A 23,782-nucleotide genomic window follows, 5' to 3' on the forward strand; every position below is an offset into this window, starting at 1 on the left:
ATGAGCGGCGATGCTGCAACGCTTTGGCCGCGCGTGGCGGAAGGGCTGCGTCGCGACCTTGGCGCGCGCACCTTCGATCATTGGCTGAAGCCTGTGCGCTTTGCCGATTTTTGCTCGCTCTCGGGCGTGATCACGCTCGAAACGGTCAGCCGCTTCTCGGCAAACTGGATCAACGAGCGGTTCGGCGACCGCCTCGAACTCGCGTGGCGGCAGCAGCTGCCCGCCGTGCGCGGCGTCATGGTGCGTGGCGGGGCCGCCGCCGACGATCGCGCCGCGGCGCTCGCGGCACCGCCGCTGCCGCGCTTCGATGCGCCGACGCCCGCGGCCAATCCCGCGCTGCTCGGTTTCGATCCGCGGCTGTCGTTCGACCGTTTCGTCGTCGCGCGCAGCAATATCCTCGCCGCCAACGCCGCGCGCCGCATGGCGATGGTCGAGGCGCCGCAGTTCAACCCGCTCTATCTGTGCTCGGGCACCGGGCAGGGCAAGACCCACCTCCTCCAGGCGATCGCGCAGGATTATGCCGCGGCGCACCCGACCGCGAACATCATCCTGATGTCGGCGGAGAAATTCATGCTCGAATTCGTCGGCGCAATGCGCGGCGGCGACATGATGGCATTCAAGGCGCGGCTGCGCGCCGCCGACCTGCTGCTGCTCGACGATCTCCAGTTCGTGATCGGCAAGAATTCGACGCAGGAAGAATTGCTCCACACGATCGACGACCTGATGACGGCGGGCAAGCGCCTCGTCGTCACCGCCGACCGCCCGCCAGCGATGCTCGACGGCGTCGAGGCGCGGCTCCTGTCGCGCCTCTCGGGCGGACTCGTAGCCGATATCGAGGCGCCCGAGGACGATCTTCGCGAACGCATCATCCGCCAGCGGCTCGCCGCGATGCCAATGGTCGAGGTGCCAGACGCGGTCGTCGCCTATCTGGTCAAGCATTTCACGCGTAACATCCGCGAGCTCGAAGGTGCGCTCAACAAGCTGCTGGCCTACGCCGCGCTCACCGGCACGACCGTCGACCTGACGCTGGCCGAAGACCGGCTCGCCGAAAATGTCCGCAGCGCGCGCCCGCGCATCACGATCGACGAGATCCAGCGCGCGGTGTGCGCACACTACCGGCTCGACAAGTCCGAAATGGCGTCGAAGCGCCGCGTGCGCGCGATCGCCCGCCCGCGCCAGGTCGCGATGTATCTCGCCAAGGAACTCACGCCGCGCTCCTATCCGGAGATCGGGCGCCGCTTCGGCGGGCGCGACCATTCGACGGTGATCCACGCGGTGCGCACGGTCGAGGCGCTCCGCGTCGCCGACAGCGAACTCGACGCCGAGATCGCCGCGATCCGCCGCGCCCTCAACAGCTGATCGACAAGTTTATACCGGGATTATCCCCGGAGATATCCCCATGCTGCGGGAGGTGGTTTGATCGTCCGCCAGGGTGACGAGAATTTGATGTCTGCTCTCGGTAGAAAGCCGACATTGCTGCCTCTCCAAACCCAAAAAAGGCCCGCTTTCCTTCCGGAAGGCGGGCCTTTTATTTTCTGGCGTCGAGATCGCTCAGCCCTTTTCGGGCGGCGCTACCGTAATCCGAACCCGCTCCCCCGAATTGCCGGGAAAGTCGGTGAACATCGCTTCGACGAGGTTCGGGACCAGCGCCTGCAGATTATTGTCGCGCGACTGCGCCTCGGCATGGCCCTCGAACAGGCGCGAGCCGTCGGCGGCGCGGTTGATCTGCAGGTTCAGCCCGCTGGTGTAGACGGTGTAGCTCGACACGTCGTTATAGCCCCAGCCGGGACCGAAACCGCCCCACAGGAAGGGATCGCGATAGCCATAGACATAGCGCCGCCCGCCGCGGCCCGCGACGATCACCGGGCGATAGAAGCCGCGGCCGTAATAGCCGCCGTACCAGGGGTCGCCGAAACCGGGGCTCGACACGACGCGTTCGCGGCCCTTGTCGACCCCGTAATCCATGCGGACGACCAGGTCGGCGCGTTCGCCGTTCGCCGCGGGGCGATAGCCGTAACGCGTCAGTTCGCCCGCGACCATATTCGCATATTGGCCGAACTCGATGCCACCCTGCAGCGCGGGGTTGCTTGCCTCGACGACGAAGCTCTGGCCCTGCGGCGCGGGCAGTTGCGACTGGAAGCGCGCGACATCGGCCTTGAACGGGGTCGCGCAGCCCGCGAGCGCGAGTGCCGCGCCCGTCAGGACGGCCAGGCCCAGCCGCCGGAAATTGATCTTGCTCATCGTCTTGGCTCCGTGATTCGGTTGCGCGTTCACGCCGCGCTTTCATACCATAGACTATGCCGACGCGACTTAACCTTGGTTGAACCCGTTTCGTCGCACGGCGTTCCACGTACCGATATGGGGACGCGAAACGCCAAGACAAGAAATTTCGCCCTGAAACAATGCCGAAACCGCGCGCACAAGCGTCAGCGACAAAGCCCCAGTGCGGCATAGGCGGCGTCGAGCGTCGGCTTCGCGAGCGCACGCGCCTTCCCGGCGCCCTTGTCGAGGATCGCGTCGAGCGCGGCGGTATCGTCCTTGAGTGCGACGAAGCGCGCGTTGATCGGGCCCAGCTTTTCGATCAGCAATTCGCCGAGCGCGGGCTTGAACGCCCCGAACCCTTGCCCCGCATGGTCGCGCAGCACCGCATCGACGCTCGTATCGGCAAGCGCGGCATAGATGCCGACAAGGTTGCGCGCCTCGGGACGTCCCTCAAGCCCTTCGGCTTCGGACGGCAGCACCTCGGGATCGGTCTTCGCCTTGCGGATTTTCTGCATCATCGTGTCGGCATCGTCGGTCAGGTTGATGCGGCTCATGTCCGACGGGTCGGACTTGGACATCTTCGCGGCGCCGTCGCGCAGGCTCATGATACGCGCCATGCCCGCCGGGATGATCGGTTCGGGCAGCGTGAACACCGGTGCCGCTTCGCTGGCATAATCATTGTTGAATTTCTGCGCGATGTCGCGCGCGAGCTCGAGATGCTGCTTCTGGTCCTCGCCCACGGGGACGTGCGTCGTCTGATAGAGCAGCACGTCGGCCGCTTGCAGCACCGGGTAGGTATAGAGCGCCGCCGACGCGCTTTCGCGATTCTTGCCCGACTTGTCCTTGAACTGCGTCATGCGGTTGAGCCAGCCGAGCCGCGCGGTGCCGTTCAGCAGCCATTGCAGCTCGGCATGCGCGGGAACGCGCGCCTGATTGAAGAGGATCGAGCGGTCGGTGTCGATCCCGCAGGCGACCAGCGCGGCGGTCATCGCGCGCGTGTTGGCGGTCAGCTCGGCGGGCACATGCGGCATCGAGATCGCGTGCAGGTCGGCGAGGAAATAAAGCTTCTCGCCCTCCATCTCGTCCTGCATGCGCACCCAGTTGCGGATCGCGCCCAGATAATTGCCGAGGTGCAAATTTCCGGTGGGCTGGATGCCCGATAGCGTCCGCATGTCGATCGTCCCGTCTGAGGTTTAGAGTTGGCGTCGGCGCAGCTGGCCGACGGTGTCGCGATTGACCACGCCGAACAGCAAGGCGCAACCGAAGAATATGACCGCGCCCGTCGCGACGAGCGCGGCGAGCGCGACGATCCGTTCGAGCACGCCGCCGGTGAAGGCGCCGCCCGCCAGCGGGATCGCATAATGGAGCGCCGCCGCCATCGCCGCCGCGGCGAGGACGATGCGCGCGATTCGTCCCGCCACCTGCCCGGTCAGGCGGAACATTCCACTGCGGTGGAGGATGGCATAGAGCATCGCCACATTGCACCAGGCGGCGACCGACCCCGCCAGCGCAAGCCCCACGATGCCGAGCGGCGGGATCAGCAGCAGGTTGAGCGCGATGTTGACCGCCAGCGAAATCGCCGCGGTCCACACCGGCGTGCGCGTGTCCTTGCGCGCGAAGAAATTGGGGACGAGCACCTTGACCAGCACATAGGCGGGCAGGCCGACGACAAGCCCGCCGACGACCGCGCCGGTCGCAAGCCCGTCGGCGGCGCTATATTGCCCGCCGACGTAAAAGGCGCTGGTGATCGAGGGGCCCGCGACGAACAGCGCGACGGCGGCGGGCACCGTGAGCAGCATCGCCAGTTCGACCGCATTGCTCTGCAGCCGGAAGGCGCCGTCGCGATCGTCCTGTGCGACGAAGCGCGACAGCGCGGGCAGGATCGCCGTGCCGAGCGCGATGCCGATGATCCCGAGCGGCAGCTGGTTGAGCCGGTCGGCCATTGCCAGATAGGTGATGCTCTTGTCGGGCAGCGTCGCGATGAAGAAGAGGTCGATGAAGCGGCTGATCTGATAGACGCCGGCACCGAACACCGCGGGCAGGATCAGCGCACCCATTTCGCGCACGCCCGCCGTCAGCCGCGGTCGGCGCAACGCGGGGCGAAATCCCGACCGCCGTATCCAATAATAGAGCCAGGCGAGCTGGAACAGGCCCGACAGCGAGACCGAAATCGCCAGATAGAGCCCGGTTGCCGCCTTCGCCGCTTCGCCGCCGTCGCCGGTGGCGAGGCCGAGCAGCAGCGCACCGATCAGGCAGATGTTGAGCAGGATCGGCGCGGCGGCGGCGGCGGCGAAGCGCGACAGGCTGTTGAGAACCGCCGCGAACAAAGTCGCGACGCTCATGAAAGCCAGATAGGGAAAGGCGATCCGCGCCATCAGGACGGCAAGGTCGAAGGTTTCGCCGTCGGCCTGCAGCGCGTCGCTTGCGAACAGCCCCATCACCCACGGCATGACGATCAGCAGCAGCGCCGAAAAGACGATCAGCACCGGGATCAGCACCGCGAGCACCGCGTCGGCGAAGGCGCGCGCCTCGCCATGGTCGCCGTCCTTCGTCATCCGCTGGTTGAACAACGGGATGAAGGCGGCGGCGAATGCGCCTTCGGCGAACAGGCGGCGGAAAATATTGGGCAGCTGGAAGGCGAGCTGCCACGCGTCGGCGACGCCGCCGGCGCCGAGAATGCGACTGAGCAGCATGTCGCGCGCGAAGCCGAAAATGCGGCTGACCATCGTCAGGCCGCCGATCGTCCCCACGCTTTTGACGAGGCTGCTCAAGTCTTCAGCCCGCCCCGCTCAGGGGCTTATGCCTGGCCGACCGTGACTTCGCCGGCCGCTTCGGCCTGCGTCGCCTGCACCTGTTGCATGAACAGGCCGTGGAAATCGATCGGTTCGAGCAGCAGCGGCGGGAAACCGCCATCCTGCACCGCATCGGCGACGACGCGGCGCGCGAAGGGGAAGAGGATGCGCGGCGCTTCGGCAAGGAAGAAGGGCTGCAGTTGGTCGTCGGGGACGTTGCGGACGCCGAACAACCCGGCATATTTCAGGTCGATCACGAAGCTCGTGCCCTGTTCGGTCTTCGACGTCACGTCGATCTTCAGCGTCACTTCATACAGATTGTCGCCGACGCTGTCGGCGGCGATGTTGAACTGGACATCGACCTGCGGCGCTTCCTGCCACTGATAGACGGCGGGCGCGTTCGGATTTTCGAACGAAAGATCCTTCACATATTGCGAGATCAGGCCGATCGCCGGGCTCGTGTCTTCGCCGTTCGGCTGCAGGGCGGGATTGTTGAGGTCGGGGCTCGTTTCGTCGGCCATGATGAAAGGAACTTTCGCTAAAAGATGGAAACAATATCCGCATCCGCGCGGCTGTACGGAACCGCGGCGCACGGTTGCCGGGGCGCTTAGCAGCGCCCGGCAGCCAGCACAATGGCCGCCTGAGGGGTGCGCCGGTTGAGGGGGAATCGTTGACCTGCCCCGCCGGAGCGGTCATGGCTATTTGAAACTAGGCGGCGTATCGCCTATGTATCGACAGATATGTTTCTGCTCTCCGCATTGGACTTTTGCCCGTGACCGCTTTTTCGATCGTCCTGCTCGCCATGATCGCCGCCTTCCTCGGGATGCGGCTCTACTCGGTGCTCGGCAAGCGCACGGGGCATGAGCAAGAGCCCGTGTTGCCGCGCGAGCGCGCAGCCGCGACGCCGGTCCGCCTCGACGAAGGCGACGGCGCGCCGGCCGTGGTGCCCGCATCCGCCGACACGGCGGGGCTGGTCTATGAGCCCGGTGCCGAGGCCGGCCTGCGCCAGTTGCTCGCGACCGACCGGAATTTCGACGCCGGCCGCTTCATGGAAGGCGCCGAGGCGGCGTATCGCATGATCCTCGAGGCCTATTGGAAGGGCGACCGCGACACGCTGCGCGACCTCTGCGACGATGACAGCTACGACGCTTTCGTCGAAGCGATCGAAGCCCGCGAAGCGCGCGGCGAAACGTTGGAAAATCGCTTGATCGGTATCGATTCGGCCAAGATCACCGCGGTCGAGATGAGCCGCAGCGAAGCGCGCGTGACCGTGCGCTACCACGCCGACATCAGCGCGATCACCCGCGATGCCGACGGCAAGCTGATCGCCGGGTCGATGAGCGACGCGGCACAGGCCGACGATCTCTGGACCTTCCGCCGCCAGATCGGCAGCAACGACCCCAATTGGGTGCTCGACGAAGCCGAATCGGCCTGATCGCATGATCCGGGCGGTGGGGGCGCCGCGCGCGCGGACTTTCGGATTCGCGCTGTTCGCCGCCCTGCCGCTGCTGTCGGGCTGCGCCTCGGTCGTGCCTGCGGCGGACGGCAGCCGCCCGGCGACAGCCACCCCCCCGCCATCGCGACCGGCCGGCACCCCGCGTCCCTATGTGCCGCGTCCGTCCGAGCGCCCCGGCGCCGCGGCGCAGCCGGTTCCCGCCACCCCGCGCGCGCCGCTTCCTGCCGCCGCGACCCCGGCCGAGGCAACGACCGCCGCCGCCAGCGGCGTGATCGCCGGTCCCGATTTCGCAACGCTCGGCGTGACCGCCGAGCAGGCGGCAGCCGCGCTTGCCGCTTTCCGCATCAGCTGCCCTTCGGTGCAGCGGCGCACCGATACGAGCGGCCTGACGTTGGGCGCCGACTGGGGCGAAAGCTGCAGCGCGGCGAAAAACTGGGCGGACAGTGACGCGCTGACCTTCTTCGCGCGCTATTTCGGCACGGTGCAGGTCGGCGCGGGCACCGCTTTCGTCACCGGCTATTACGAACCCGAAATCGCCGCTTCGCGGGACCAGCGGCCGGGTTATGACATCCCCATCTACCGCCGCCCAGCCGACCTCGTCGAAGTCGATCTCGGCCAGTTCGCCGACGACCTCAAGGGCCGCAAGATCCGCGGCCGAGTCGAGGACGGCAATTTTGTCCGCTATTACGACCGCACGGCGATCGAAAGCGGTGCGCTCGAGGGGCGCGGACTCGAAATCGCCTGGGCAGCCGACGCCGCCGAATTCTTCTTCCTGCAGGTGCAGGGCTCGGGCCGCCTGCGCCTGCCCGACGGCGGCGTCATGCGGATCGGCTACGACACGCAGAACGGCCGCGGCTATGTCGGCATCGGCAAGTTGCTGCTCGACCGCGGCGAATTACAGCGCGGGCAGGCATCGATGCAGGGCATCCTCGACTATCTGCGCGCCGATCCGGTGCGCGGCGCCGCGGTGATGAACGAGAACCCCAGCTGGGTCTTCTTCCGCGAACTCACCGGCCCTGGCCCGCTCGGCGCGCTCGGCGTGCCCGTGACTGGCCGCGCGAGCGTCGCCGCCGATCCCAAATATGTGCCGCTCGGCGCGCCCGTCTTCCTCTCGCTCGACCGCGCCGAACCGAACGGTCTGTGGGTGGCGCAGGACACCGGCGGCGCGATCAAGGGCGCCAACCGCTTCGACAGCTTTTGGGGCGCGGGCGAGGATGCGCGCGCGATCGCGGGCGGTATGGCGGCGCGCGGTTCGGCGCTGCTCCTGCTCCCGCGCGCGAGCATCGCGCGGCTGATCCCGGCGCCTTGATGTGCCGCGGCGCCTCGCTCCCGACGAAACGGCGCTGTGGAAAAAGGTCGCGGCAACGGTAACGCCGCTGCCGAGGCCGACGGCGCCGCTCGCCCCTGCGGCACCGCCGACCGTCAAGCCGCCCAAACCGACCCCGCGCGGCACCGCCGCGCCGGCCGCGCCACCGCGTCCCGCGGTGAAGCTTCCGCCGCCGCGGCGCGCGCACAGTCAGGCAACGCTCGACGGCCATTGGGACCGCCGCCTGAGGAAGGGGCTTGTCCGCCCCGACATGAGCATCGACCTTCACGGCCACAGCCTCGCTTCGGCTCAGGCCTTGCTCGACGATGCGATCGGGCGTGCGCTGCTGCGCGGCGCGCGCGTGCTGCTCGTCGTCGCGGGGCGGCTGCGTCCCGGCGCCGACCGCCTGCCGATGATGCACGGCGACCCGCGCCCGCGCGGTGCGATCCGCGCCTCGCTTCCCGACTGGCTTGCTTATTCGCCCTATGCCGACCAGATCGTCGCGCTCCGCCCCGCGCACATCAGCCACGGCGGCGGGGGGGCGGTCTATGTGATCCTGCGGCGATCCCGCGAGGATTAAAGGAAGGCGCGCATCAATATGCCGCGATAGATGGCGGTGAGCTTGTGCAGATCTTCGACCGCGACCGCCTCGTCGAGCTTGTGCATCGTCGCATTGGTCAGCCCGAATTCGACCACCGGGCACAGCGCATGGAGGAAGCGCGCATCCGATGTGCCGCCCGTCGTCGACATTTCGGGGCGCAAATCGGTCTCGGCATGGATGGCCTCGGCGACGAGTTCGGACAGCTCGCCCGGCGGGGTCAGAAAGGCTTCGCCCGAAATCTTGCCGAGCACCTTGGCCTCGGGTTCGACGTTGCGTGCGATCCGCTCGATCATCGCGACCAGGTCGGCGCCCTTGTGCCGGTCGTTGAAACGGATCGACAGCCGCGCGCGCGCCGAAGCGGGGATGACGTTGGTCGCGCCGTTGCCGACCTCGATGTCGGTGAATTCGATGTTCGACGGCTGGAACCAGTCGGTCCCCGCGTCGAGGCTCACCGAATCGATGTCCGACAATATCTTGACCAGCTTGGGGATCGGATTGTCGGCAAGGTGTGGATAGGCGACGTGCCCCTGCGTCCCCGGCACGTCGATCCAGATATTGACCGACCCGCGCCGCCCGATCTTCACCATGTCGCCGAGCCGGTTTACCGAGGTCGGCTCGCCGACGACGATCATGTCGGGCTTCACCCCGCGACCCTCCATATGCTCCATCAGCGCGCGCGTGCCGAAGATTGCGGGGCCTTCCTCGTCGCCGGTGATGATCAGGCTGATCGTGCCCGCGTCGACCGGCGTCGCGGCCGCGGCCGCCACAAAGGCCGCGATCGATCCCTTCATGTCGACCGCGCCGCGGCCATAGAGCAATTCGCCGCGGATCTCGGGCGCAAAGGCGTCGCCCGTCCAGCCGACGCCCGGCGGCACGACGTCGAGATGCCCGGCGAAACCGAAATGAACCGGCCCCTCGCCCGCGCGCACCGCGAGCAGATTTTCGACCGGCCCGTCTGGCTCGATGCCGTCGATGAACCGCTCGACCGTGAACCCCAGCGGGACCAGCGCCGCCTCCAGCGCGTCGAACACGGCGCCGGTGGCGGGGGTGACGCTCGGTGCGGCAATCAGCGCCTTGGCGAGTTCGACGGGATCGACATGATGGGTCATGTCCGCCCCCTTACTCCTTCGTTCGCGTTCAAGTCGAGGCTTTGCATCGCGACCCCTTTGTGCGAAACAAAGAAGGAACAAAATACATGAGGACTGCCATGCCCAAGCTCGATCTCGACAGCATCCCGCAATCCAACACGACCGGCTATCCGCCGCCCTACGACGAACCCGTGCAAGGCCGCTGGTACCGCCGCCTCGCGCCGCCGACCGGCCTCAGCGATTTCGCCGCCAGTCATGTCGTGCTGAAACCCGGCGCCTGGTCGTCGCAGCGCCACTGGCACGACGGCGAGGACGAGATGCTCGTGATGATTTCGGGCGAGGCGGTGCTGGTCGAGGACGACGGCCGCTGGCCGATGCGCGCCGGCGATATCGCGGTCTGGCCCAAGGGCAGCACCAACGGCCATCATCTGATCAATGAATCGGACGCCGACTGCGTCTTCGTCGCGCTTGGCGGGGGCAAGGCGCACGACACCGGCGGCGGCTATTCGGACATCGACATGCTCTTCACGCCCGACGGTTATTTCCACAAGGACGGCACGCCCTATCCGACGTCGCGAATAGCTTGATCGGCGGAACTGCGGTGGCGGTTTCGGGGTGGAAGACGGCCGATCGCCTATCCCAGCTTCGTCATCCCGGACTTGATCCGGGTTCCATAGCCGCGCCGTCGTAGTGGATCCCGGATCAAGTCCGGGATGACGATGAAAGCAAGGGCAACCCATGGTCGCACCACACCCCCGGGCCCAAGCTTTTATTCCCCTATGCTCCTAAGCAATTGCATATCGCGGCGGGAAGGCTTAACCGGCGGCGCATCGACCGTTTAGAGTCAAGACAGGGCTGATATGGCTGGCAACGAACCAAGCGCGCGTCCGCGCTCCCCGCATTTACAGGTGTATAAATGGACCCCCGCGATGGCGGTTTCCATCTTCCACCGCGTCAGTGGCGACGGTCTCGCGATCGTCGGCGGGCTGATGTTCCTCTGGTGGCTTGGCGCGCTCGCCGCCGGTCCCGACGCCTATGCGGCCTTTATCGCCTGCGTGTGGCACGACCCCAGCCCGGAGGTCGGGGCCTTCCACCAGGTCACCAATATTCTCGGCAAGGTCGTGCTCGTCGGCCTGACCTGGGCCTTTTTCCAGCATCTCTTCTCGGGGCTGCGCCATTTCGTGCTCGACACCGGCGCGGGCTATGAGCTCAAGACCAACAAGCTCTGGTCGATCCTTGTTTTCGTCGGGTCGATAACGGCGACCGCCGCCGTCTGGCTCGCTGTCTTTGCGGAGGCGCTCAATGGGTAACGGAACGCGTCTCGGCCGCGTGCGCGGGCTCGGCTCGTCGCACCATGGCTCGCATCACTGGATCCAGCAGCGCCTGACCGCGCTTGGCAACGTCCTGCTCGTCACCTGGTTCGTCGTCTCGATGTTCCGCCTGCCGCTTGGCGATCATGGCGCCGTGCTGCGCTGGGCCTCCGACCCGACGGTCGCGCTCGCGCTGATCCTGATGGTCGTCAGCGTCTTCTGGCACCTGCGGCTCGGCTTGCAGGTGATGATCGAGGACTATGTCCACGGCGAGGCGACGCGGATCCTGTCGCTCGTCCTGTTGAACTTCTACGCGATCGGCGGCGCCGCCTACGGCATCTTCGTCATTGTCCGTATCGCGCTTGCGCCCGCCGCCGGGCTCGCTCCTGGGGGCATGTAAGATGACCGAAGCCTACAAGATCATCGACCATATCTATGACACCGTCGTCGTCGGCGCCGGCGGCTCGGGCCTCCGCGCGACGATGGGCAGCGCCGAAGCGGGCCTCAAGACCGCCTGCATCACCAAGGTGTTCCCGACGCGCAGCCACACCGTCGCGGCGCAGGGCGGCATCGCCGCCAGCCTTGGCAACAATTCGCCCGACCATTGGCAATGGCATATGTACGACACCGTCAAGGGCTCCGACTGGCTCGGCGACCAGGACGCGATCGAATATATGGTGCGCGAGGCGCCGAACGCGGTCTACGAACTCGAACATGCGGGCGTGCCGTTCAGCCGCAACGCCGACGGCACCATCTACCAGCGCCCGTTCGGCGGCCATATGCAGAATATGGGCGAAGGCCCGCCGGTGCAGCGCACCTGCGCCGCCGCCGACCGCACCGGCCACGCGATGCTCCACGCGCTCTATCAGCAGTCGCTGAAATATGACGCGGACTTCTTCATCGAATATTTCGCGCTCGACCTGATCATGGAAGACGGCCCCGACGGCAAGGTCTGCCGCGGCGTCATCGCGCTGTGCATGGAAGATGGCAGCATCCACCGCTTCCGCAGCCAGGCGGTGGTGCTCGCGACGGGCGGTTATGGCCGCTGCTATTTCACCGCGACGTCGGCGCATACCTGCACCGGCGACGGCGGCGGCATGGTGCTGCGCGCCGGCCTGCCCTTGCAGGACATGGAATTCGTCCAGTTTCACCCGACCGGCATCTATGGCGCAGGCGTGCTGATCACCGAAGGCGCGCGCGGCGAGGGCGGTTACCTCACCAACAGCGAAGGCGAGCGCTTCATGGAGCGTTACGCCCCGTCGGCGAAGGATCTGGCGTCGCGCGACGTCGTCTCGCGCTCGATGGCGCTCGAAATCCGCGAGGGCCGCGGCGTCGGGCCGCACAACGACCATATCTACCTGCACCTCGATCATATCGATCCCGCGGTGCTCGCCGAGCGCCTGCCCGGAATCACCGAGAGCGGCAAGATTTTCGCCGGCGTCGATCTGACGCGTCAGCCGCTGCCCGTCGTGCCGACGGTTCATTACAATATGGGCGGCATCCCCTGTAACTATCATGGCGAAGTCGTCACGCTCGGCAAGGATGGGCCCGACACCGTCGTCCCCGGCCTGTTCGCGGTCGGCGAAGCCGCGTGCGTTTCGGTGCATGGCGCGAACCGTTTGGGCTCGAACAGCCTGATCGACCTCGTTGTCTTTGGCCGCGCGACGGGCCATCGCCTGAAGGAAATCCTGACCCCCGGCGCGGCGCAGCAGCCGCTGCCCAAGGACAGCGCCGACCTCGCGCTCGCGCGTCTCGACCATTTCCGCAACGCCAATGGCGGATCGCCGACCGCGGAAATACGCACCGAGATGCAGCGCGCGATGTCCGCCCACGCCGCGGTGTTCCGCACCGAGGAACTGATGGCCGAGGGCAAGGAAAAGCTCACCAAGACCTATCAACGCATGAATGACGTCCATGTCACCGACCGCAGCCTGATCTGGAACACCGACCTCATCGAAACGCTCGAGCTCGACAATCTGATCGGCCAGGCGACGGTGACGATGCATTCGGCCTTCAACCGCAAGGAAAGCCGCGGCGCCCACGCGCACGAGGATTTCCCGAACCGCGACGACGCGACGTGGATGAAGCACACGATCGGCTGGTTCGACGGCTGGGGTGGCAAGGGCGGCGGCGTCCGCCTCGATTATCGCCCGGTCCACGAATATACGCTGTCGGACGACGTCGAATATATCAAGCCGAAGGCGCGGGTCTATTGATCCGCGCCGGCGCGTCGGCCGGCATCAATCGCCGAACAGGCTGCGCACCGGGTTGATGTCGGAAAAGGGCACGTCGACGTCCTTGCCCATCAGCCACAATTTCTGGCACGCGATGGCGAAGAACATCAACGCTATGGTCCAGACGATGAACGTCTTGCGCGCGATCCAGCGGCGCTCGGCCTCTTCGGCCGCGGCGCGCGCCTTGTAGTCGACACCCAGCTCGCCCTCGAATTCGGCGACAAGCTGCGCGCGGCGGGTACGCGAAATATTCGCGATACTCGCGTCCCCTTCTTCGCGTTTTGATCCGCGTTTCGCCATTGCTCCACCTTGGCCCCAGCTAGTCCTGCCTCCGTCCATAGCGCCTTGCCCCTGCCAATTGGTTAATCCGCCGCTATCGGCTCATCGCAATTCCGATCAGCTTGATGCGTGCCGTCGCGCCGCGAAGCAGCGTCAAATCGCGCGGGGGCCGGCCGAGCGCGGCAGCGAGCAGGCGCAGCACCGCCTCGTTCGCGGCGCCGTCAGCCGGCGGTGATGTGACGCGGACTTGCACGCTTTCGCCCTCGATGCGGATCTCGTCGCGGTTCGCACCGGGCGTGACGCGCACCTCGATCCGCCCCGATGCGGCGCGCGCGCGAAGCGCATCGGCCAGCGCGGGGTCGGGGCGATATTTCAGACGGTGACGACCAGCTTGCCGACCGCGGTCCGGTCGCCGAGCTTGGCGATCGCCTTGCCACCGTCTTCGAGCGCATAGGTGCCGGTAACGCGCGGCTTGATCTTGCCCTGTTCCCACAGCTGGAACAGCCGCGCGATATTGGCACGATTGCGCACCGGTTCGCGCGCGACGAAGGCGCCCCAGAACACGCCTGCGACGTCGCAGCTCTTGAGCAGGGTCAGGTTCAGCGGCAGGCGCGGGATGCCGGCGGGGAAGCCGACGACGAGATAGCGTCCCTCCCACGCGATCGAGCGCAGCGCGGGCTCGGCATAATCGCCGCCGACCGCGTCATAGACCAGGTTGGCGCCATTCGGGCCGACGGCTTCCTTGAACTTGTTCGCGAGTTCCTTCGACTGGTCCTTGTCGAACGGCTGGCGCCCATAGACGACGACCTCGTCGGCACCGGCCTGGCGCGCGATCTCGCCCTTTTCTTCGCTCGACACGCCCGCGACGACGCGCGCACCGAACGCCTTGCCCAGCTCAACCGCGGCAATGCCGACCCCGCCCGATGCGCCGAGGACCAGCAAGGTATCGCCTTCCTTGATATGGCCGCGATCGACGAGCGCGTGAATGCTGGTGCCATAGGTCATGAGCAGCGATGCGCCCTCGGCGAAATCATGGCCCTCGGGCAAATGATAGACATTGTGGACGCCGACCGCGACGGCTTCGGACATGCCGCCGTTGCCGCAACCCGCGATCACCCGGTCGCCGACCTTGAACTCGGTCACGCCTTCGCCGATCTCCGCGACCAGCCCCGCGACTTCGCCGCCGGGGGCAAAGGGGCGTTCGGGTTTGAACTGATATTTATCCTCGATGATCAGCACGTCGGGAAAGTTGACCGCACAGGCCTTCACATCGATCACGATCTGGCCCTTGCCCGCCGTCGGGCGCGGCAGTTCGCCGAGCGTCAGCGTTTCGGGGCCGCCGGTTGCGGTCGACAAGAGAGCCTTCATCATCTTCTCCTCTTTATGATATTTTTTCGGTCTTACGCGGCGGGCCGCATCCATGGACGATCCGCATCGAGCTGTCGTTCATAGGCGCCGATCGCGGCATCGCTCTTTTCGGTCAGCGAAATCTCGTCGAGCCCTTCGAGCAGGCACATCTTGCGGAACGGGTCGATGTCGAAGCTGAAACGATCCTGAAACTGCGTCGTTACCGTCTGATGCTCAAGGTCGACGAAGACCGGATCGGTGGCCGCGACTTCCATCAATCGATCTATCGCCGCCTGCGGCAATACAACGGGCAGGATGCCGTTCTTCACCGCATTGCCCGAGAAAATGTCCGAATAGCTGGGCGCGATCACAACGCGGATGCCAAGATCGCCGAGCGCCCAAGCGGCATGCTCGCGGCTCGACCCGCACCCGAAATTGTCGCCCGCGATCAGGATCGGCGCGCCCTTGAAATCGGCGCTGTCGAACAGATTATCGGGATCGGCGCGCAGCGATTCGAACGCCCCGCGTCCCATGCCCTCGCGCGTCGTCGTCTTCAGCCAATGCGCGGGGATGATCACGTCGGTATCGACATTCTTGAGCCCGAACGGAATCGCGCGGCCTTCGACCTTGTCGAGCGGGGTCATGCCATGAGCTCCCGCACGTCGGTGAGCTTGCCCGTCACCGCCGCCGCCGCCGCCATCGCCGGACTGACGAGGTGCGTGCGCGCGCCAGGGCCCTGGCGACCGACGAAATTTCGGTTGCTGGTCGAGGCGCAGCGTTCGCCGGCGGGGACCTTGTCGGGGTTCATCGCAAGGCACGCCGAACAGCCGGGTTCGCGCCATTCGAGCCCCGCGTCGATGAAGATGCGATCGAGCCCCTCGGCCTCGGCCTGCGCCTTTACCAACCCGCTGCCGGGCACGACGATTGCCCATCTGACATTGTCGGCCTTGTGGCGACCCTTGATCACCGCGGCGGCGGCGCGCATGTCCTCGATGCGGCTGTTGGTGCAGCTGCCGATGAAGATATTTTCGACCGCGACATCCTGCATCCGTGTGCCGGGGGTGAGGCCCATATATGCGAGCGATTTCGCGGCGGCGGCCTGTTTCGACGGATCGGCAAAGCTCGCGGGGTCGGGGACGATGCCGGTGATCGGCACGACGTCCTCGGGGCTCGTGCCCCAGGTCACGCTCGGCGCGATATCGGCGGCGTCGATCACCACCACTTTGTCATAGGTCGCGCCCGGATCGGTCGCGAGGCTTTTCCAGTACGCGACCGCATCGTCCCAGTCGGCGCCCTTCGGCGCATAGGGCCGGCCCTTCAGGTAAGCGAAGGTCGTCTCGTCGGGCGCGATCAGTCCGGCGCGCGCGCCGCCCTCGATCGCCATGTTGCTGACGGTCAAACGGCCCTCGACCGACAGCGCGCGGATCGCGCTGCCGGTATATTCGATGACATGGCCGGTACCGCCCGCGGCGCCGATCACGCCGGTGATGTGGAGGATGATGTCCTTCGCGCTGACACCGGGGCCGACGTCGCCCTCGACGCGCACTTCCATCGTCTTCGCGGGTTGGAGCAGCAGGGTCTGCGTCGCGAGCACATGCTCGACTTCGCTCGTCCCGATACCGAAGGCGAGCGCGCCGATGCCGCCGTGGCACGCGGTGTGGCTGTCGCCGCAGACGATCGTCGTGCCGGGCAGCGAAAAGCCCTGCTCGGGCCCGACGACATGGACGATGCCCTGCTCGGGCGCGACCGCGTCGATGTAGCGGATGCCATATTCGGGCGCGTTCTTTTCGAGCGCCGCCAATTGCGCGGCGCTTTCGGGGTCGGCGATCGGCAGCTTGTTGCCCGCCGCGTCGAGCCGCGCGGTCGTCGGCACATTATGGTCGGGCACCGCGAGCGTCAGGTCGGGGCGGCGCACCGTGCGCCCGCTTGCGCGAAGCCCCGCAAACGCCTGCGGGCTGGTGACTTCATGGACGAGGTGGCGGTCGATGAAGATCAGAGCGGTGCCATCGGGGCGCTGTTCGACGACATGCGCGTCCCAGATTTTCTCATAAAGCGTGCGGGGCCGAGTCATGCGGCTCACTTACGCCTGCGGCATAACTTTGCAAGCCGGTGGCGATCAAAAACGCAATTTTCGGTCGCAATGGTGGTCGACGAGCGGAGTGTGGCCTCACGCATGCAACGCGCCTATAATCGCCCCATGTCGATGCTCGCCATCATTGCCCTCATCCTCGCCACCGTCGTGGCGATGGAATTTGTCGCCTGGGCGAGCCACAAATATATCATGCACGGTTTCGGCTGGGCCTGGCACCGCGACCATCACGAGCCGCATGATAAACTGCTGGAAAAGAACGACCTGTTCGCGATCTTCGGCGCCGCGCTCAGCATCTCGATGTTCGCGCTCGGCAGTCCGATGATCCTCGGCGCGGCGGCGTGGGAGCCGGGGACGTGGATCGGGCTCGGCATCCTTTTTTACGGCATCATCTATACGCTGGTTCACGACGGCCTCGTCCACCAGCGCTATTTCAAATGGGTTCCGCGGCGCGGCTATGCCAAGCGGCTGGTGCAGGCGCACAAGCTCCACCATGCGACGATCGGCAAGGAAGGCGGGGTGAGCTTCGGCTTCGTGTTCGCGCGCGACCCGGCGAAGCTGAAGGCCGAACTGAAGGCGCAGCGCGAGGCAGGCGTGGCGGTGGTGCGGGAGGCTATCGCCGACTGACACTTGTCATTGCGTGGAGCCGAAGGCGACGCGGCAATCTCCCGGCTTTCCTTCTTGCGCGCGGCCCCTGGCTGGAGATTGCTTCGCTTCGCACGCAATGACGGAGTCTGGACTATCTAGCTGTTTCGATAGTCCGCCGTAATCACTCCCGCCGCCATCAGCTCCGCCTCGTGGCTTTCCTCGCGCCATTCCTCGATCAGCGCCTGCCGCTCCCACTCCAGCATCGCCGGATGCGCGAGCATATGGCGGGTCCACGCCTGTCCGGCGCCGACGTCGAGGCCATAAGTGCGAATACGGAACGCGACCGGCGCGAAGAAGGCGTCGACCGCCGAGAAATCGGCACCCGCCAGCCACGGGCCGCCGAACGTCGCCAGCCCTTCCTCGAACAGCTCGCGGAGGCGCGTCACATTGCCCTTTAGCGCATCCGACATCGGCTTCGGCGTTACCCGCACCCCCACATTCATCGTGCAATCGTTGCGAAGCGCCGAAAAGCCGCTGTGCATCTCGGCGACCGCGCATTGGGCCCAGGCCCGCGCATCGGGCTCTGCCGGCCACACGCTGTCGTGCCGGTCGGCGAGATAGAGCGCGATGCCGAGCGAATCATATATGGTGCGCCCTTCGTGGACGAGCGCCGGGACCTGGCCGGTCGGCGAAAAGCTGCGGAAAGCGTCATAATTCACCGGCTTGGCAAAGGGCTCGATCCGGTCCTCGAACGCGATGCCGAGCCCCTGCATCAGCATCCACGGGCGCAGCGACCAGCTCGAATAATTGCGGTTGGCGGTGATCAGCACATACATGCGTCGCGCTCCTGGGCGATAATGGGGGAGGTGTAGTCGGGATCATGCGCGAAGGGCAGGTCGGTGCCGTCGCGCAATGCCGCGAGCACGCTGCCGAAGTCGCTCTTGGCGCGCCAGCCGAAGCGCCGCTCGGCGCGCGACGGGTCGTAGACGCGGTCGATGATATCGGGAAGCACCCAGCCTTTCGTGGCGTATAGCGCGGCGGCGTCGGGGTACTGGCGCGCGATCACTGCGCGCGCGTCGCGGGCAAGCTCTTCGGCGTCTTCGCGTGCAAAGGGCGGCGGCGCGGAGAGAATGAAGGTGTCGCAGCCGATCTGCGGCGCCGCCTCAAGCGCGGCGAGATGCGCCCCCGCGGCATCCTCGACCGTCAGGCGGCGGTTCAGCAGCTCGTTGGCCTTGAGATTTTCGCCGCTCGGGGTCGCGTGGGTGTCGTCATCCTCGGGAAAGAAGCGGCCGGTGCGCAGGATCGCCACGTTGATGCCATGCTCGCGGTGGACCAGCTTGACGGCCTGTTCGGCGGCGAGCTTGGTGATGCCATAGATGTTGCGCGGTTCGACGGGCGCGAAATCCTCGTCCATCCACCATGCGCCCTTTACGCTTGCGCCCGCGCGAACATCGGCGCGTACCATCAGCGAAGTCGTCGAGGTGAAGAGGAAACGATCGTTGCCCGCCGCGACCGCCGCCTCGATCAGGTTCAGCGTGCCCGTCACATTGACGTCGACGAAAGCCTGCCGCGGATAGCGCACGATATCGGGCTTGTGCAGCGCGCCGCCATGGATCACCGCCTCGATCCCGTGCTCGCCCATCACGCGCTCGATCAGCGCGCGGTCGGCGACGGTGCCGATCACATCGGTATGCGCGCCGGGCACGACGTCGAGCCCGGTGATGCGATGGCCATGCTCGACCAGCAACGGGGCTAGAGTGCGGCCGAGCCAGCCCGACGACCCGGTCAATAGCACGCGCATCGATCATTCTCCTCCCGCCTGTGTGGACGCGCGCCTGATACACAGGCGCCGGGCGCGGGAGCAAGGGGCGTTACCCTTTGGGAGCCTCGGCAACCGGCTTGGTCGCGACGGCCGTGCGCTTCGCCGGCGGCAGCTCGCCGAGATCGAGCCAGCGTGCATCTTCCCGCCGGTGATAGCTGTCGAGCGCCGCGAACGGGATGCGGAAGGGGAATCCCCAATCGCTGTTCCACAGCGCGACAACGCCCGTCCGCGTCGCGGGTTCGAAAATCATCGTGGCGCGATAGCCCGCGACCGCGCCCGAATGGCCCGCGAGCCGGTAGCCGTCATAAGTGAAGCTCCGCCAGCCGAGACCATAGCCCGCGTCACCCGTCGCCTGGCGCAGGGCGCCGCCATAGAGACGCGCCGTGCCGACGCGGGGGCGATGGGCCAGTTCCAGCACCGGTGCCGGCAGCACGTCGGGGCGGCTGCCCATCATCGCCTGCATCCATTTGGCGAAATCGACGATGTCGCTTTCGACCCCGGCGGCGGCGGGAACGCGCCAATAGGCCTCCTTGACCGGGCGGACCTGCGCGCCGCGATGCGGCTTCGCCCAATCCTTCGCGCCCGTCAGCCGCGCCATCCCGTAACCCGCGCTGACCATGCCGAGCGGGCGGAAAAACCGGTCCTCGACCGCGTTGGAGAAAGGCTCGTTCGCGGCCCGTCCCAATATCTCGCTCGCGGCATCGAAGGCGATATTCTGATAGGTGTGGCAGGTGCCAGGTTCGCATTGCAGCGGTGCGAGCGCCAGGCTCGCGCGCAGCAGCTCGGGGCTCTGCCCCTCCTCCAGTTTCTCGTCATAGGCGTTTTTGGTAAGGCCGGTGCGCTGCGCGAGCAGATCGCCCACCGTGACGCGTTCTTCCGCTCCTCCGGGCAAGCGCAGCGTCGTGCGCCAGCGCGAAATCGGACGATTGAGGTCGACGGCGCCGTCCTTCGCCAGCGCGGCCGCGAGCGCGCCCGTGGCGGTCTTGGAGACCGAGGCCCAGCGAAACAGCGTCTGCGGCGTTACCGGCGCGCCGGTCGCGGCATCGGCGAAGCCATAGGTGCGCAGGAAACGCAATTCGCCGTCTTCGACGACCGCCACGGCCAGCCCGGCCATTTCGGGTCGCTGCGACAGGTCGGCGAGTTGCCGGTCGAACGCGCGATAGTCGATCCGGCCGCGCCATTCGGCGGGCGTGTCGGGCAGGTTTTCAGCGGCCTGGATCGGGATCGGGACGCTGGCAAGGGGCTGGCTGTCGCCAAAGGCGTGAATGCCGAACCAGCCGGCCGATCCCAGTGCGGCGATGGCGACGAGGCAGGCAAGGACCCGCTTCATTGACCCGTGTTTAGATGGCGACCTCATAATTGGCCGTTGTCTTAGCCGCGACTTCGTCCGCCGTCACCCCCGGTGCGAGCTCGATCAGCTTGAACGGGCTGTCGTGATCCTCGCGCTTGAACACCGCGAGGTCGGTGATGATCATATCGACGACATTCTTGCCGGTCAGCGGCAGCGTGCATTCGGGAATGAATTTGGGGCTGCCGTCCTTGGCATTATGCTCCATCACGACGATGATCTTCTTGACCCCGGCGACGAGGTCCATCGCGCCGCCCATGCCCTTGATCATCTTGCCCGGGATCATCCAGTTGGCGATGTCGCCATTTTCGGCGATCTCCATCGCGCCCAATACGGTGAGGTCGATATGCCCGCCGCGAATCATCGCGAAACTGTCGGCAGAAGAGAAATAGGCCGACTGTGGCAATTCGCTGATCGTCTGCTTGCCGGCGTTGATCAGGTCGGCGTCCTCGTCGCCCTCGAGCGGGAAGGGACCGATGCCGAGCATGCCGTTTTCGGACTGAAGCGTCACCGTCATCCCCGCCGGGATATGGTTCGCGACCAAAGTCGGGATGCCGATACCAAGGTTGACGTAATAGCCGTCCTGCAGTTCCTTCGCGGCGCGCGCCGCCATGTCATCACGCGTCCAGCTCATTGGCTTGGCTCCCATTGCTTGTCGGAGGGGAAGGCGTCGCCCCAGCCCAGTTTTTCCCACGGGCCGTAGACGGGGTTGGGGAAAAGGAACCAGCCCTTGTCCCAGAGTGCGGTGGCACCCGCGCTGGTCGCGAGCGCCATGCGCTGCGCGGCGGGCAGGTCCCGGGCGTTGAACTGCTGGCTGAAATCGCCGAGCTGGTCGCCGGCAAGGATGATCACGCAGTAACGCGATGCGATCGTCGCGCGGCGTCCATCCTTGCTCGACCCGCCGGCATCGTCGCCCATCAGGAACAGGGTCTCGCCATGCTTGAACTCGCCAAGCCCGGCGGCGCGGAGCGTATCTTCGCTGCCCTTGGCATTGGCGGCGCTGCGATTGGTGTTGGCGATGACGGTGATTCCCGCGGCGCGCAGCTTGCTCACCATCTCGACCGTGCCGGGCATCGCGACCGCCTTGCCCGCGCCCGTTTTTTCCCACTGGTCCCATACCTTGAGATCGAAGCCGGTGCGCTTCTCGGCGAAATAGCGCATGGGGCCGAGGTTCCAGATCAACGTCTCGTCGGCGTCGAACACCGCGGCGAAGGGCTTGTTGCCGCACGGCTCGAACGTCGGGGCGTCCATCGTCGCTCCCGCCGCCAGCACGACGCTGTCCTTCGGGCGCGCCTTGATCCGCCACGCGCCATAGTCCGCGATGCGCGCATTGGTGGCGCCCACAGCAACGGCGGCTTCGGGCGAGCCATAGAGATATTGCAGCGGGGCCGGCGGTTTGGCGGTTTCGACCGGCGCAGCGGCTGGCGGCGGAGCGGGCGCCGTGGTCACTTCTGCCGGCGCGCTCGCGCAGCCGCCGAGCAGTAGCGCCGCAGCAAGCGGGAGCGCGCGCATCACGCCGCCTCGCGCGGGCGCGTGGTGCGGAATTCGATCTTCTTGTCGTACGGCGCGCCGAGGACGAGGCGCTTCACATAGATGCCGGGCAGGTGGATGCAGTCGGGGTCGAGGCTGCCGGTGGGCACGATTTCCTCGACCTCGGCGACGCAGATTTTCGCCGCGGTCGCCATCGGCTGGTTGAAGTTGCGCGCGGTCTTGCGGAAGATCAAATTGCCGCTCTCGTCGGCCTTCCACCCCTTGATGATCGCGAGGTCGGCAAAGATGCCGCGTTCGAGGATATAATCCTGCCCGTCGAAGCTTTTCACCTCCTTGCCCTCGGCAACGAGGGTGCCGACGCCGGTCTTGGTGTAGAAGCCGGGAATGCCCGCTCCGCCCGCGCGGCAGCGCTCGGCGAGCGTGCCCTGCGGGCAGAATTCGACCTCGAGCTCGCCCGCCAGATACTGCCGCTCGAACTCCTTGTTTTCGCCGACATAGCTGCTGATCATCTTCTTGACCTGCCTGGTGCGAAGCAGCTTGCCGAGCCCTTCGCCATCGATCCCGGCGTTGTTGCTCGCGATCGTCAGATCCTTGGTGCCCGCGTCGCGGATCGCGTCGATCAGCCGTTCGGGGATGCCGCACAGGCCGAAACCGCCGGCGCAAATCTGCATGCCGTCAAAGAGCAGGCCTTCGAGGGCGGCGGCGGCGTCGGGATATTGCTTCTTCCCCATGGGACGGCTCTCCTGAATGTTTCGTGCGCGACCTTGGCGCATTTGATCCATCAATTCTAATTGTTCGATTTTTGGATTATACATACACGATGTCTATCAATCGCGTCTCGCTCTATCATCTCGAAACCTTGCTGTGGATCGACCGGCTCGGCACCTTTTCGGCCGCGGCCGAGCGGCTGAACACCACCCAGCCGACGGTATCGGCGCGGATGCGCGAACTCGAACAGCGTCTCGGCACGGCGCTGTTCCGCCGCGAAGGGCGCGCAATGTCGCTCACCGCGGCGGGGCGCAAGCTGGTGCGCGATTGCGATCCCTTGCTACGCGACATGCAGGTCGCGCTGCTCGGCAGCGGCGGCTATGGCGAGGCGAGCGGGGTGGTGCGGATCGGCGCGGGGGAGATCGCCGCGGCGAGCTGCCTTCCCGCCTTCGTCGCGGGATTGAAGGCCGATATGCCCGGCGTCGGTCTCGAAATCGAAATCGACCTCACCGCGAACCTGATCCAGCAACTGCTCACCGGGCGCACCGACATCGCTTTCGCGGCGGGGCCGATCGCGCATCCGGCGCTGAAAACGAGCCCGATCGGCGCGGTCGAACTGGTGTGGCTTGCCAGCCCCGCGGTCGCCTCGGCTTTTGCCGGCGGAGAAGCGACGCTTCCGGTCTGGTCGCTCGCCAGCCATTCGCCGATCCACGGCCGGATGCGCGACGCGATCGCGGCGTCGCGAATCGCGCAAAAATCGCTCAACCTCTGCAACAACGCGCGCACGATGATCGACATCGCGAAGGCGGGCGGCGGGATCGGCATCTTTCCGCGGCCGATGGTGCGCAGCGAAGTCGCGAGCGGCGCGCTGGCGCTGATCGACGCCATGCCCGCGCTCGCGCCGGTCGAATTCCACGTCGCGATGCGCGTAGCCGACACCGAGCCGGTGCTCACACAGATTTTCGAGCGCGCGGCAAAGCTGAACCTCGCCAAGGCACTCAACTGAACCGGGCGGGGTTCCCGGCCAACGGCTCGCGTCGCACCCCTAAGCCGGTGCTCCC

Annotated in this window: 26 protein-coding genes; 10 read left to right on the plus strand and 16 right to left on the minus strand. The window is 66.4% G+C overall.

The features are described from left to right. Entirely contained in the window at nt 1-1,359 is a 1,359-nt protein-coding gene (gene dnaA, locus VSX79_RS00005; protein WP_179498175.1) for a chromosomal replication initiator protein DnaA, read from the plus strand. A 192-nt stretch (nt 1,360-1,551) separates the two neighbouring features. On the opposite strand, the gene VSX79_RS00010 is transcribed toward dnaA, so the two are convergent. The 4 genes from VSX79_RS00010 to secB all read right to left on the minus strand — a co-directional run bounded on the left by VSX79_RS00010 (nt 1,552) and on the right by secB (nt 5,575). Then, nucleotides 1,552-2,241 carry a DUF4136 domain-containing protein gene (locus tag VSX79_RS00010; RefSeq protein ID WP_179498177.1) on the minus strand — a complete coding sequence of 230 codons (690 nt, stop codon included), beginning with the start codon at nt 2,239-2,241 and terminating at the stop codon, nt 1,552-1,554. 185 nt (nt 2,242-2,426) lie between these two features. Further along, nucleotides 2,427-3,434 (minus strand): tryptophan--tRNA ligase, encoded by a 1,008-nt coding sequence (gene trpS, locus VSX79_RS00015; protein WP_179498179.1) that lies wholly within the window; start codon nt 3,432-3,434, stop codon nt 2,427-2,429. 21 nt (nt 3,435-3,455) lie between these two features. Continuing rightward, nucleotides 3,456-5,033, minus strand: a complete 1,578-nt coding sequence (murJ, locus tag VSX79_RS00020; RefSeq protein ID WP_179498181.1) for a murein biosynthesis integral membrane protein MurJ — start codon at nt 5,031-5,033, stop codon at nt 3,456-3,458. Between the two features lie 26 nt (nt 5,034-5,059). Then, nucleotides 5,060-5,575, minus strand: coding sequence for a protein-export chaperone SecB (gene secB, locus VSX79_RS00025; protein ID WP_179498183.1), 516 nt, complete (start codon nt 5,573-5,575; stop codon nt 5,060-5,062). 251 nt (nt 5,576-5,826) lie between these two features. Here secB and VSX79_RS00030 point away from each other — a divergent pair, with 251 nt between their 5' ends. Genes VSX79_RS00030 through VSX79_RS00040 form a run of 3 tightly spaced genes read left to right on the plus strand, consistent with a single transcriptional unit; the run spans nt 5,827 to nt 8,396 of the window. Further along, nucleotides 5,827-6,489: a Tim44/TimA family putative adaptor protein gene (locus VSX79_RS00030; protein WP_179498185.1), complete on the plus strand. Its 663-nt coding sequence runs from the start codon at nt 5,827-5,829 to the stop codon at nt 6,487-6,489. 4 nt (nt 6,490-6,493) lie between these two features. Beyond that, a complete protein-coding gene (gene mltA, locus VSX79_RS00035; RefSeq protein ID WP_326914065.1) occupies nt 6,494-7,819 on the plus strand; it encodes a murein transglycosylase A in 1,326 nt (441 codons plus the stop codon). A gap of 1 nt (nt 7,820) precedes the next feature. After that, nucleotides 7,821-8,396, plus strand: coding sequence for a Smr/MutS family protein (locus VSX79_RS00040; RefSeq protein ID WP_326914066.1), 576 nt, complete (start codon nt 7,821-7,823; stop codon nt 8,394-8,396). On the opposite strand, the gene dapE is transcribed toward VSX79_RS00040, so the two are convergent. Then, a complete protein-coding gene (gene dapE, locus VSX79_RS00045; protein ID WP_326914067.1) occupies nt 8,393-9,526 on the minus strand; it encodes a succinyl-diaminopimelate desuccinylase in 1,134 nt (377 codons plus the stop codon). The two genes, VSX79_RS00040 and dapE, sit on opposite strands and share 4 nt — an antisense overlap. Before the next feature lie 98 nt (nt 9,527-9,624). Between dapE and VSX79_RS00050 the strand changes: the two genes are divergently transcribed. The 4 genes from VSX79_RS00050 to sdhA all read left to right on the plus strand — a co-directional run bounded on the left by VSX79_RS00050 (nt 9,625) and on the right by sdhA (nt 13,031). Continuing rightward, on the plus strand, nt 9,625-10,092 hold the full coding sequence (locus VSX79_RS00050) for a cupin domain-containing protein (RefSeq protein WP_326915280.1): 468 nt from the start codon (nt 9,625-9,627) through the stop codon (nt 10,090-10,092). A gap of 342 nt (nt 10,093-10,434) precedes the next feature. Further along, the gene (gene sdhC, locus VSX79_RS00055; protein WP_407697233.1) at nt 10,435-10,815 is read left to right on the plus strand and encodes a succinate dehydrogenase, cytochrome b556 subunit; all 381 of its coding nucleotides are present in this window, start codon (nt 10,435-10,437) and stop codon (nt 10,813-10,815) included. Then, the gene (sdhD, locus tag VSX79_RS00060) at nt 10,808-11,215 is read left to right on the plus strand and encodes a succinate dehydrogenase, hydrophobic membrane anchor protein (RefSeq protein WP_326914069.1); all 408 of its coding nucleotides are present in this window, start codon (nt 10,808-10,810) and stop codon (nt 11,213-11,215) included. Before sdhC ends, sdhD begins: the two co-directional genes overlap by 8 nt. A 1-nt stretch (nt 11,216) precedes the next feature. Then, nucleotides 11,217-13,031, plus strand: coding sequence for a succinate dehydrogenase flavoprotein subunit (gene sdhA, locus VSX79_RS00065; RefSeq protein WP_326914070.1), 1,815 nt, complete (start codon nt 11,217-11,219; stop codon nt 13,029-13,031). 24 nt (nt 13,032-13,055) lie between these two features. Here sdhA and VSX79_RS00070 read toward each other — a convergent pair whose 3' ends face one another. The 5 genes from VSX79_RS00070 to leuC all read right to left on the minus strand — a co-directional run bounded on the left by VSX79_RS00070 (nt 13,056) and on the right by leuC (nt 16,746). Then, nucleotides 13,056-13,349 (minus strand): hypothetical protein, encoded by a 294-nt coding sequence (locus VSX79_RS00070; RefSeq protein WP_179498199.1) that lies wholly within the window; start codon nt 13,347-13,349, stop codon nt 13,056-13,058. A gap of 73 nt (nt 13,350-13,422) precedes the next feature. After that, a complete protein-coding gene (locus tag VSX79_RS00075) occupies nt 13,423-13,635 on the minus strand; it encodes a DUF167 domain-containing protein (protein ID WP_326914071.1) in 213 nt (70 codons plus the stop codon). 65 nt (nt 13,636-13,700) lie between these two features. Next, nucleotides 13,701-14,696 carry an NADPH:quinone oxidoreductase family protein gene (locus tag VSX79_RS00080; protein ID WP_326915281.1) on the minus strand — a complete coding sequence of 332 codons (996 nt, stop codon included), beginning with the start codon at nt 14,694-14,696 and terminating at the stop codon, nt 13,701-13,703. 32 nt (nt 14,697-14,728) lie between these two features. Beyond that, nucleotides 14,729-15,319, minus strand: coding sequence for a 3-isopropylmalate dehydratase small subunit (leuD, locus tag VSX79_RS00085; protein WP_179498201.1), 591 nt, complete (start codon nt 15,317-15,319; stop codon nt 14,729-14,731). Continuing rightward, entirely contained in the window at nt 15,316-16,746 is a 1,431-nt protein-coding gene (gene leuC, locus VSX79_RS00090) for a 3-isopropylmalate dehydratase large subunit (RefSeq protein WP_179498203.1), read from the minus strand. Before leuC ends, leuD begins: the two co-directional genes overlap by 4 nt. A 126-nt stretch (nt 16,747-16,872) precedes the next feature. Here leuC and VSX79_RS00095 point away from each other — a divergent pair, with 126 nt between their 5' ends. Next, complete coding sequence (locus tag VSX79_RS00095) at nt 16,873-17,391, plus strand: sterol desaturase family protein (protein WP_326915282.1); 519 nt, start codon at nt 16,873-16,875, stop codon at nt 17,389-17,391. A 116-nt stretch (nt 17,392-17,507) separates the two neighbouring features. Here the strand turns inward: VSX79_RS00095 and VSX79_RS00100 are convergent, their stop codons facing one another. From VSX79_RS00100 to VSX79_RS00125, 6 genes are all read right to left on the minus strand, one after another. Continuing rightward, on the minus strand, nt 17,508-18,188 hold the full coding sequence (locus VSX79_RS00100) for a glutathione S-transferase family protein (RefSeq protein ID WP_326914072.1): 681 nt from the start codon (nt 18,186-18,188) through the stop codon (nt 17,508-17,510). Next, nucleotides 18,176-19,153: an NAD-dependent epimerase/dehydratase family protein gene (locus tag VSX79_RS00105; protein ID WP_326914073.1), complete on the minus strand. Its 978-nt coding sequence runs from the start codon at nt 19,151-19,153 to the stop codon at nt 18,176-18,178. Before VSX79_RS00105 ends, VSX79_RS00100 begins: the two co-directional genes overlap by 13 nt. 70 nt (nt 19,154-19,223) lie before the next feature. Further along, complete coding sequence (locus VSX79_RS00110; protein WP_326914074.1) at nt 19,224-20,504, minus strand: serine hydrolase domain-containing protein; 1,281 nt, start codon at nt 20,502-20,504, stop codon at nt 19,224-19,226. Between the two features lie 10 nt (nt 20,505-20,514). Continuing rightward, complete coding sequence (locus tag VSX79_RS00115) at nt 20,515-21,156, minus strand: CoA transferase subunit B (protein ID WP_179498211.1); 642 nt, start codon at nt 21,154-21,156, stop codon at nt 20,515-20,517. Then, nucleotides 21,153-22,034 carry an HAD family acid phosphatase gene (locus tag VSX79_RS00120; RefSeq protein ID WP_326914075.1) on the minus strand — a complete coding sequence of 294 codons (882 nt, stop codon included), beginning with the start codon at nt 22,032-22,034 and terminating at the stop codon, nt 21,153-21,155. The genes VSX79_RS00115 and VSX79_RS00120 overlap by 4 nt, the downstream gene beginning before the upstream one ends. Next, entirely contained in the window at nt 22,034-22,744 is a 711-nt protein-coding gene (locus tag VSX79_RS00125; protein WP_179498216.1) for a CoA transferase subunit A, read from the minus strand. Before VSX79_RS00125 ends, VSX79_RS00120 begins: the two co-directional genes overlap by 1 nt. Before the next feature lie 89 nt (nt 22,745-22,833). Here VSX79_RS00125 and VSX79_RS00130 point away from each other — a divergent pair, with 89 nt between their 5' ends. Beyond that, nucleotides 22,834-23,727 carry a LysR family transcriptional regulator gene (locus tag VSX79_RS00130; RefSeq protein WP_326914076.1) on the plus strand — a complete coding sequence of 298 codons (894 nt, stop codon included), beginning with the start codon at nt 22,834-22,836 and terminating at the stop codon, nt 23,725-23,727. The last annotated feature ends 55 nt before the right edge of the window (nt 23,728-23,782 follow it).

Origin of the sequence: Sphingopyxis chilensis, from assembly GCF_035930445.1 — a bacterium.
Classification (GTDB): domain Bacteria; phylum Pseudomonadota; class Alphaproteobacteria; order Sphingomonadales; family Sphingomonadaceae; genus Sphingopyxis; species Sphingopyxis chilensis.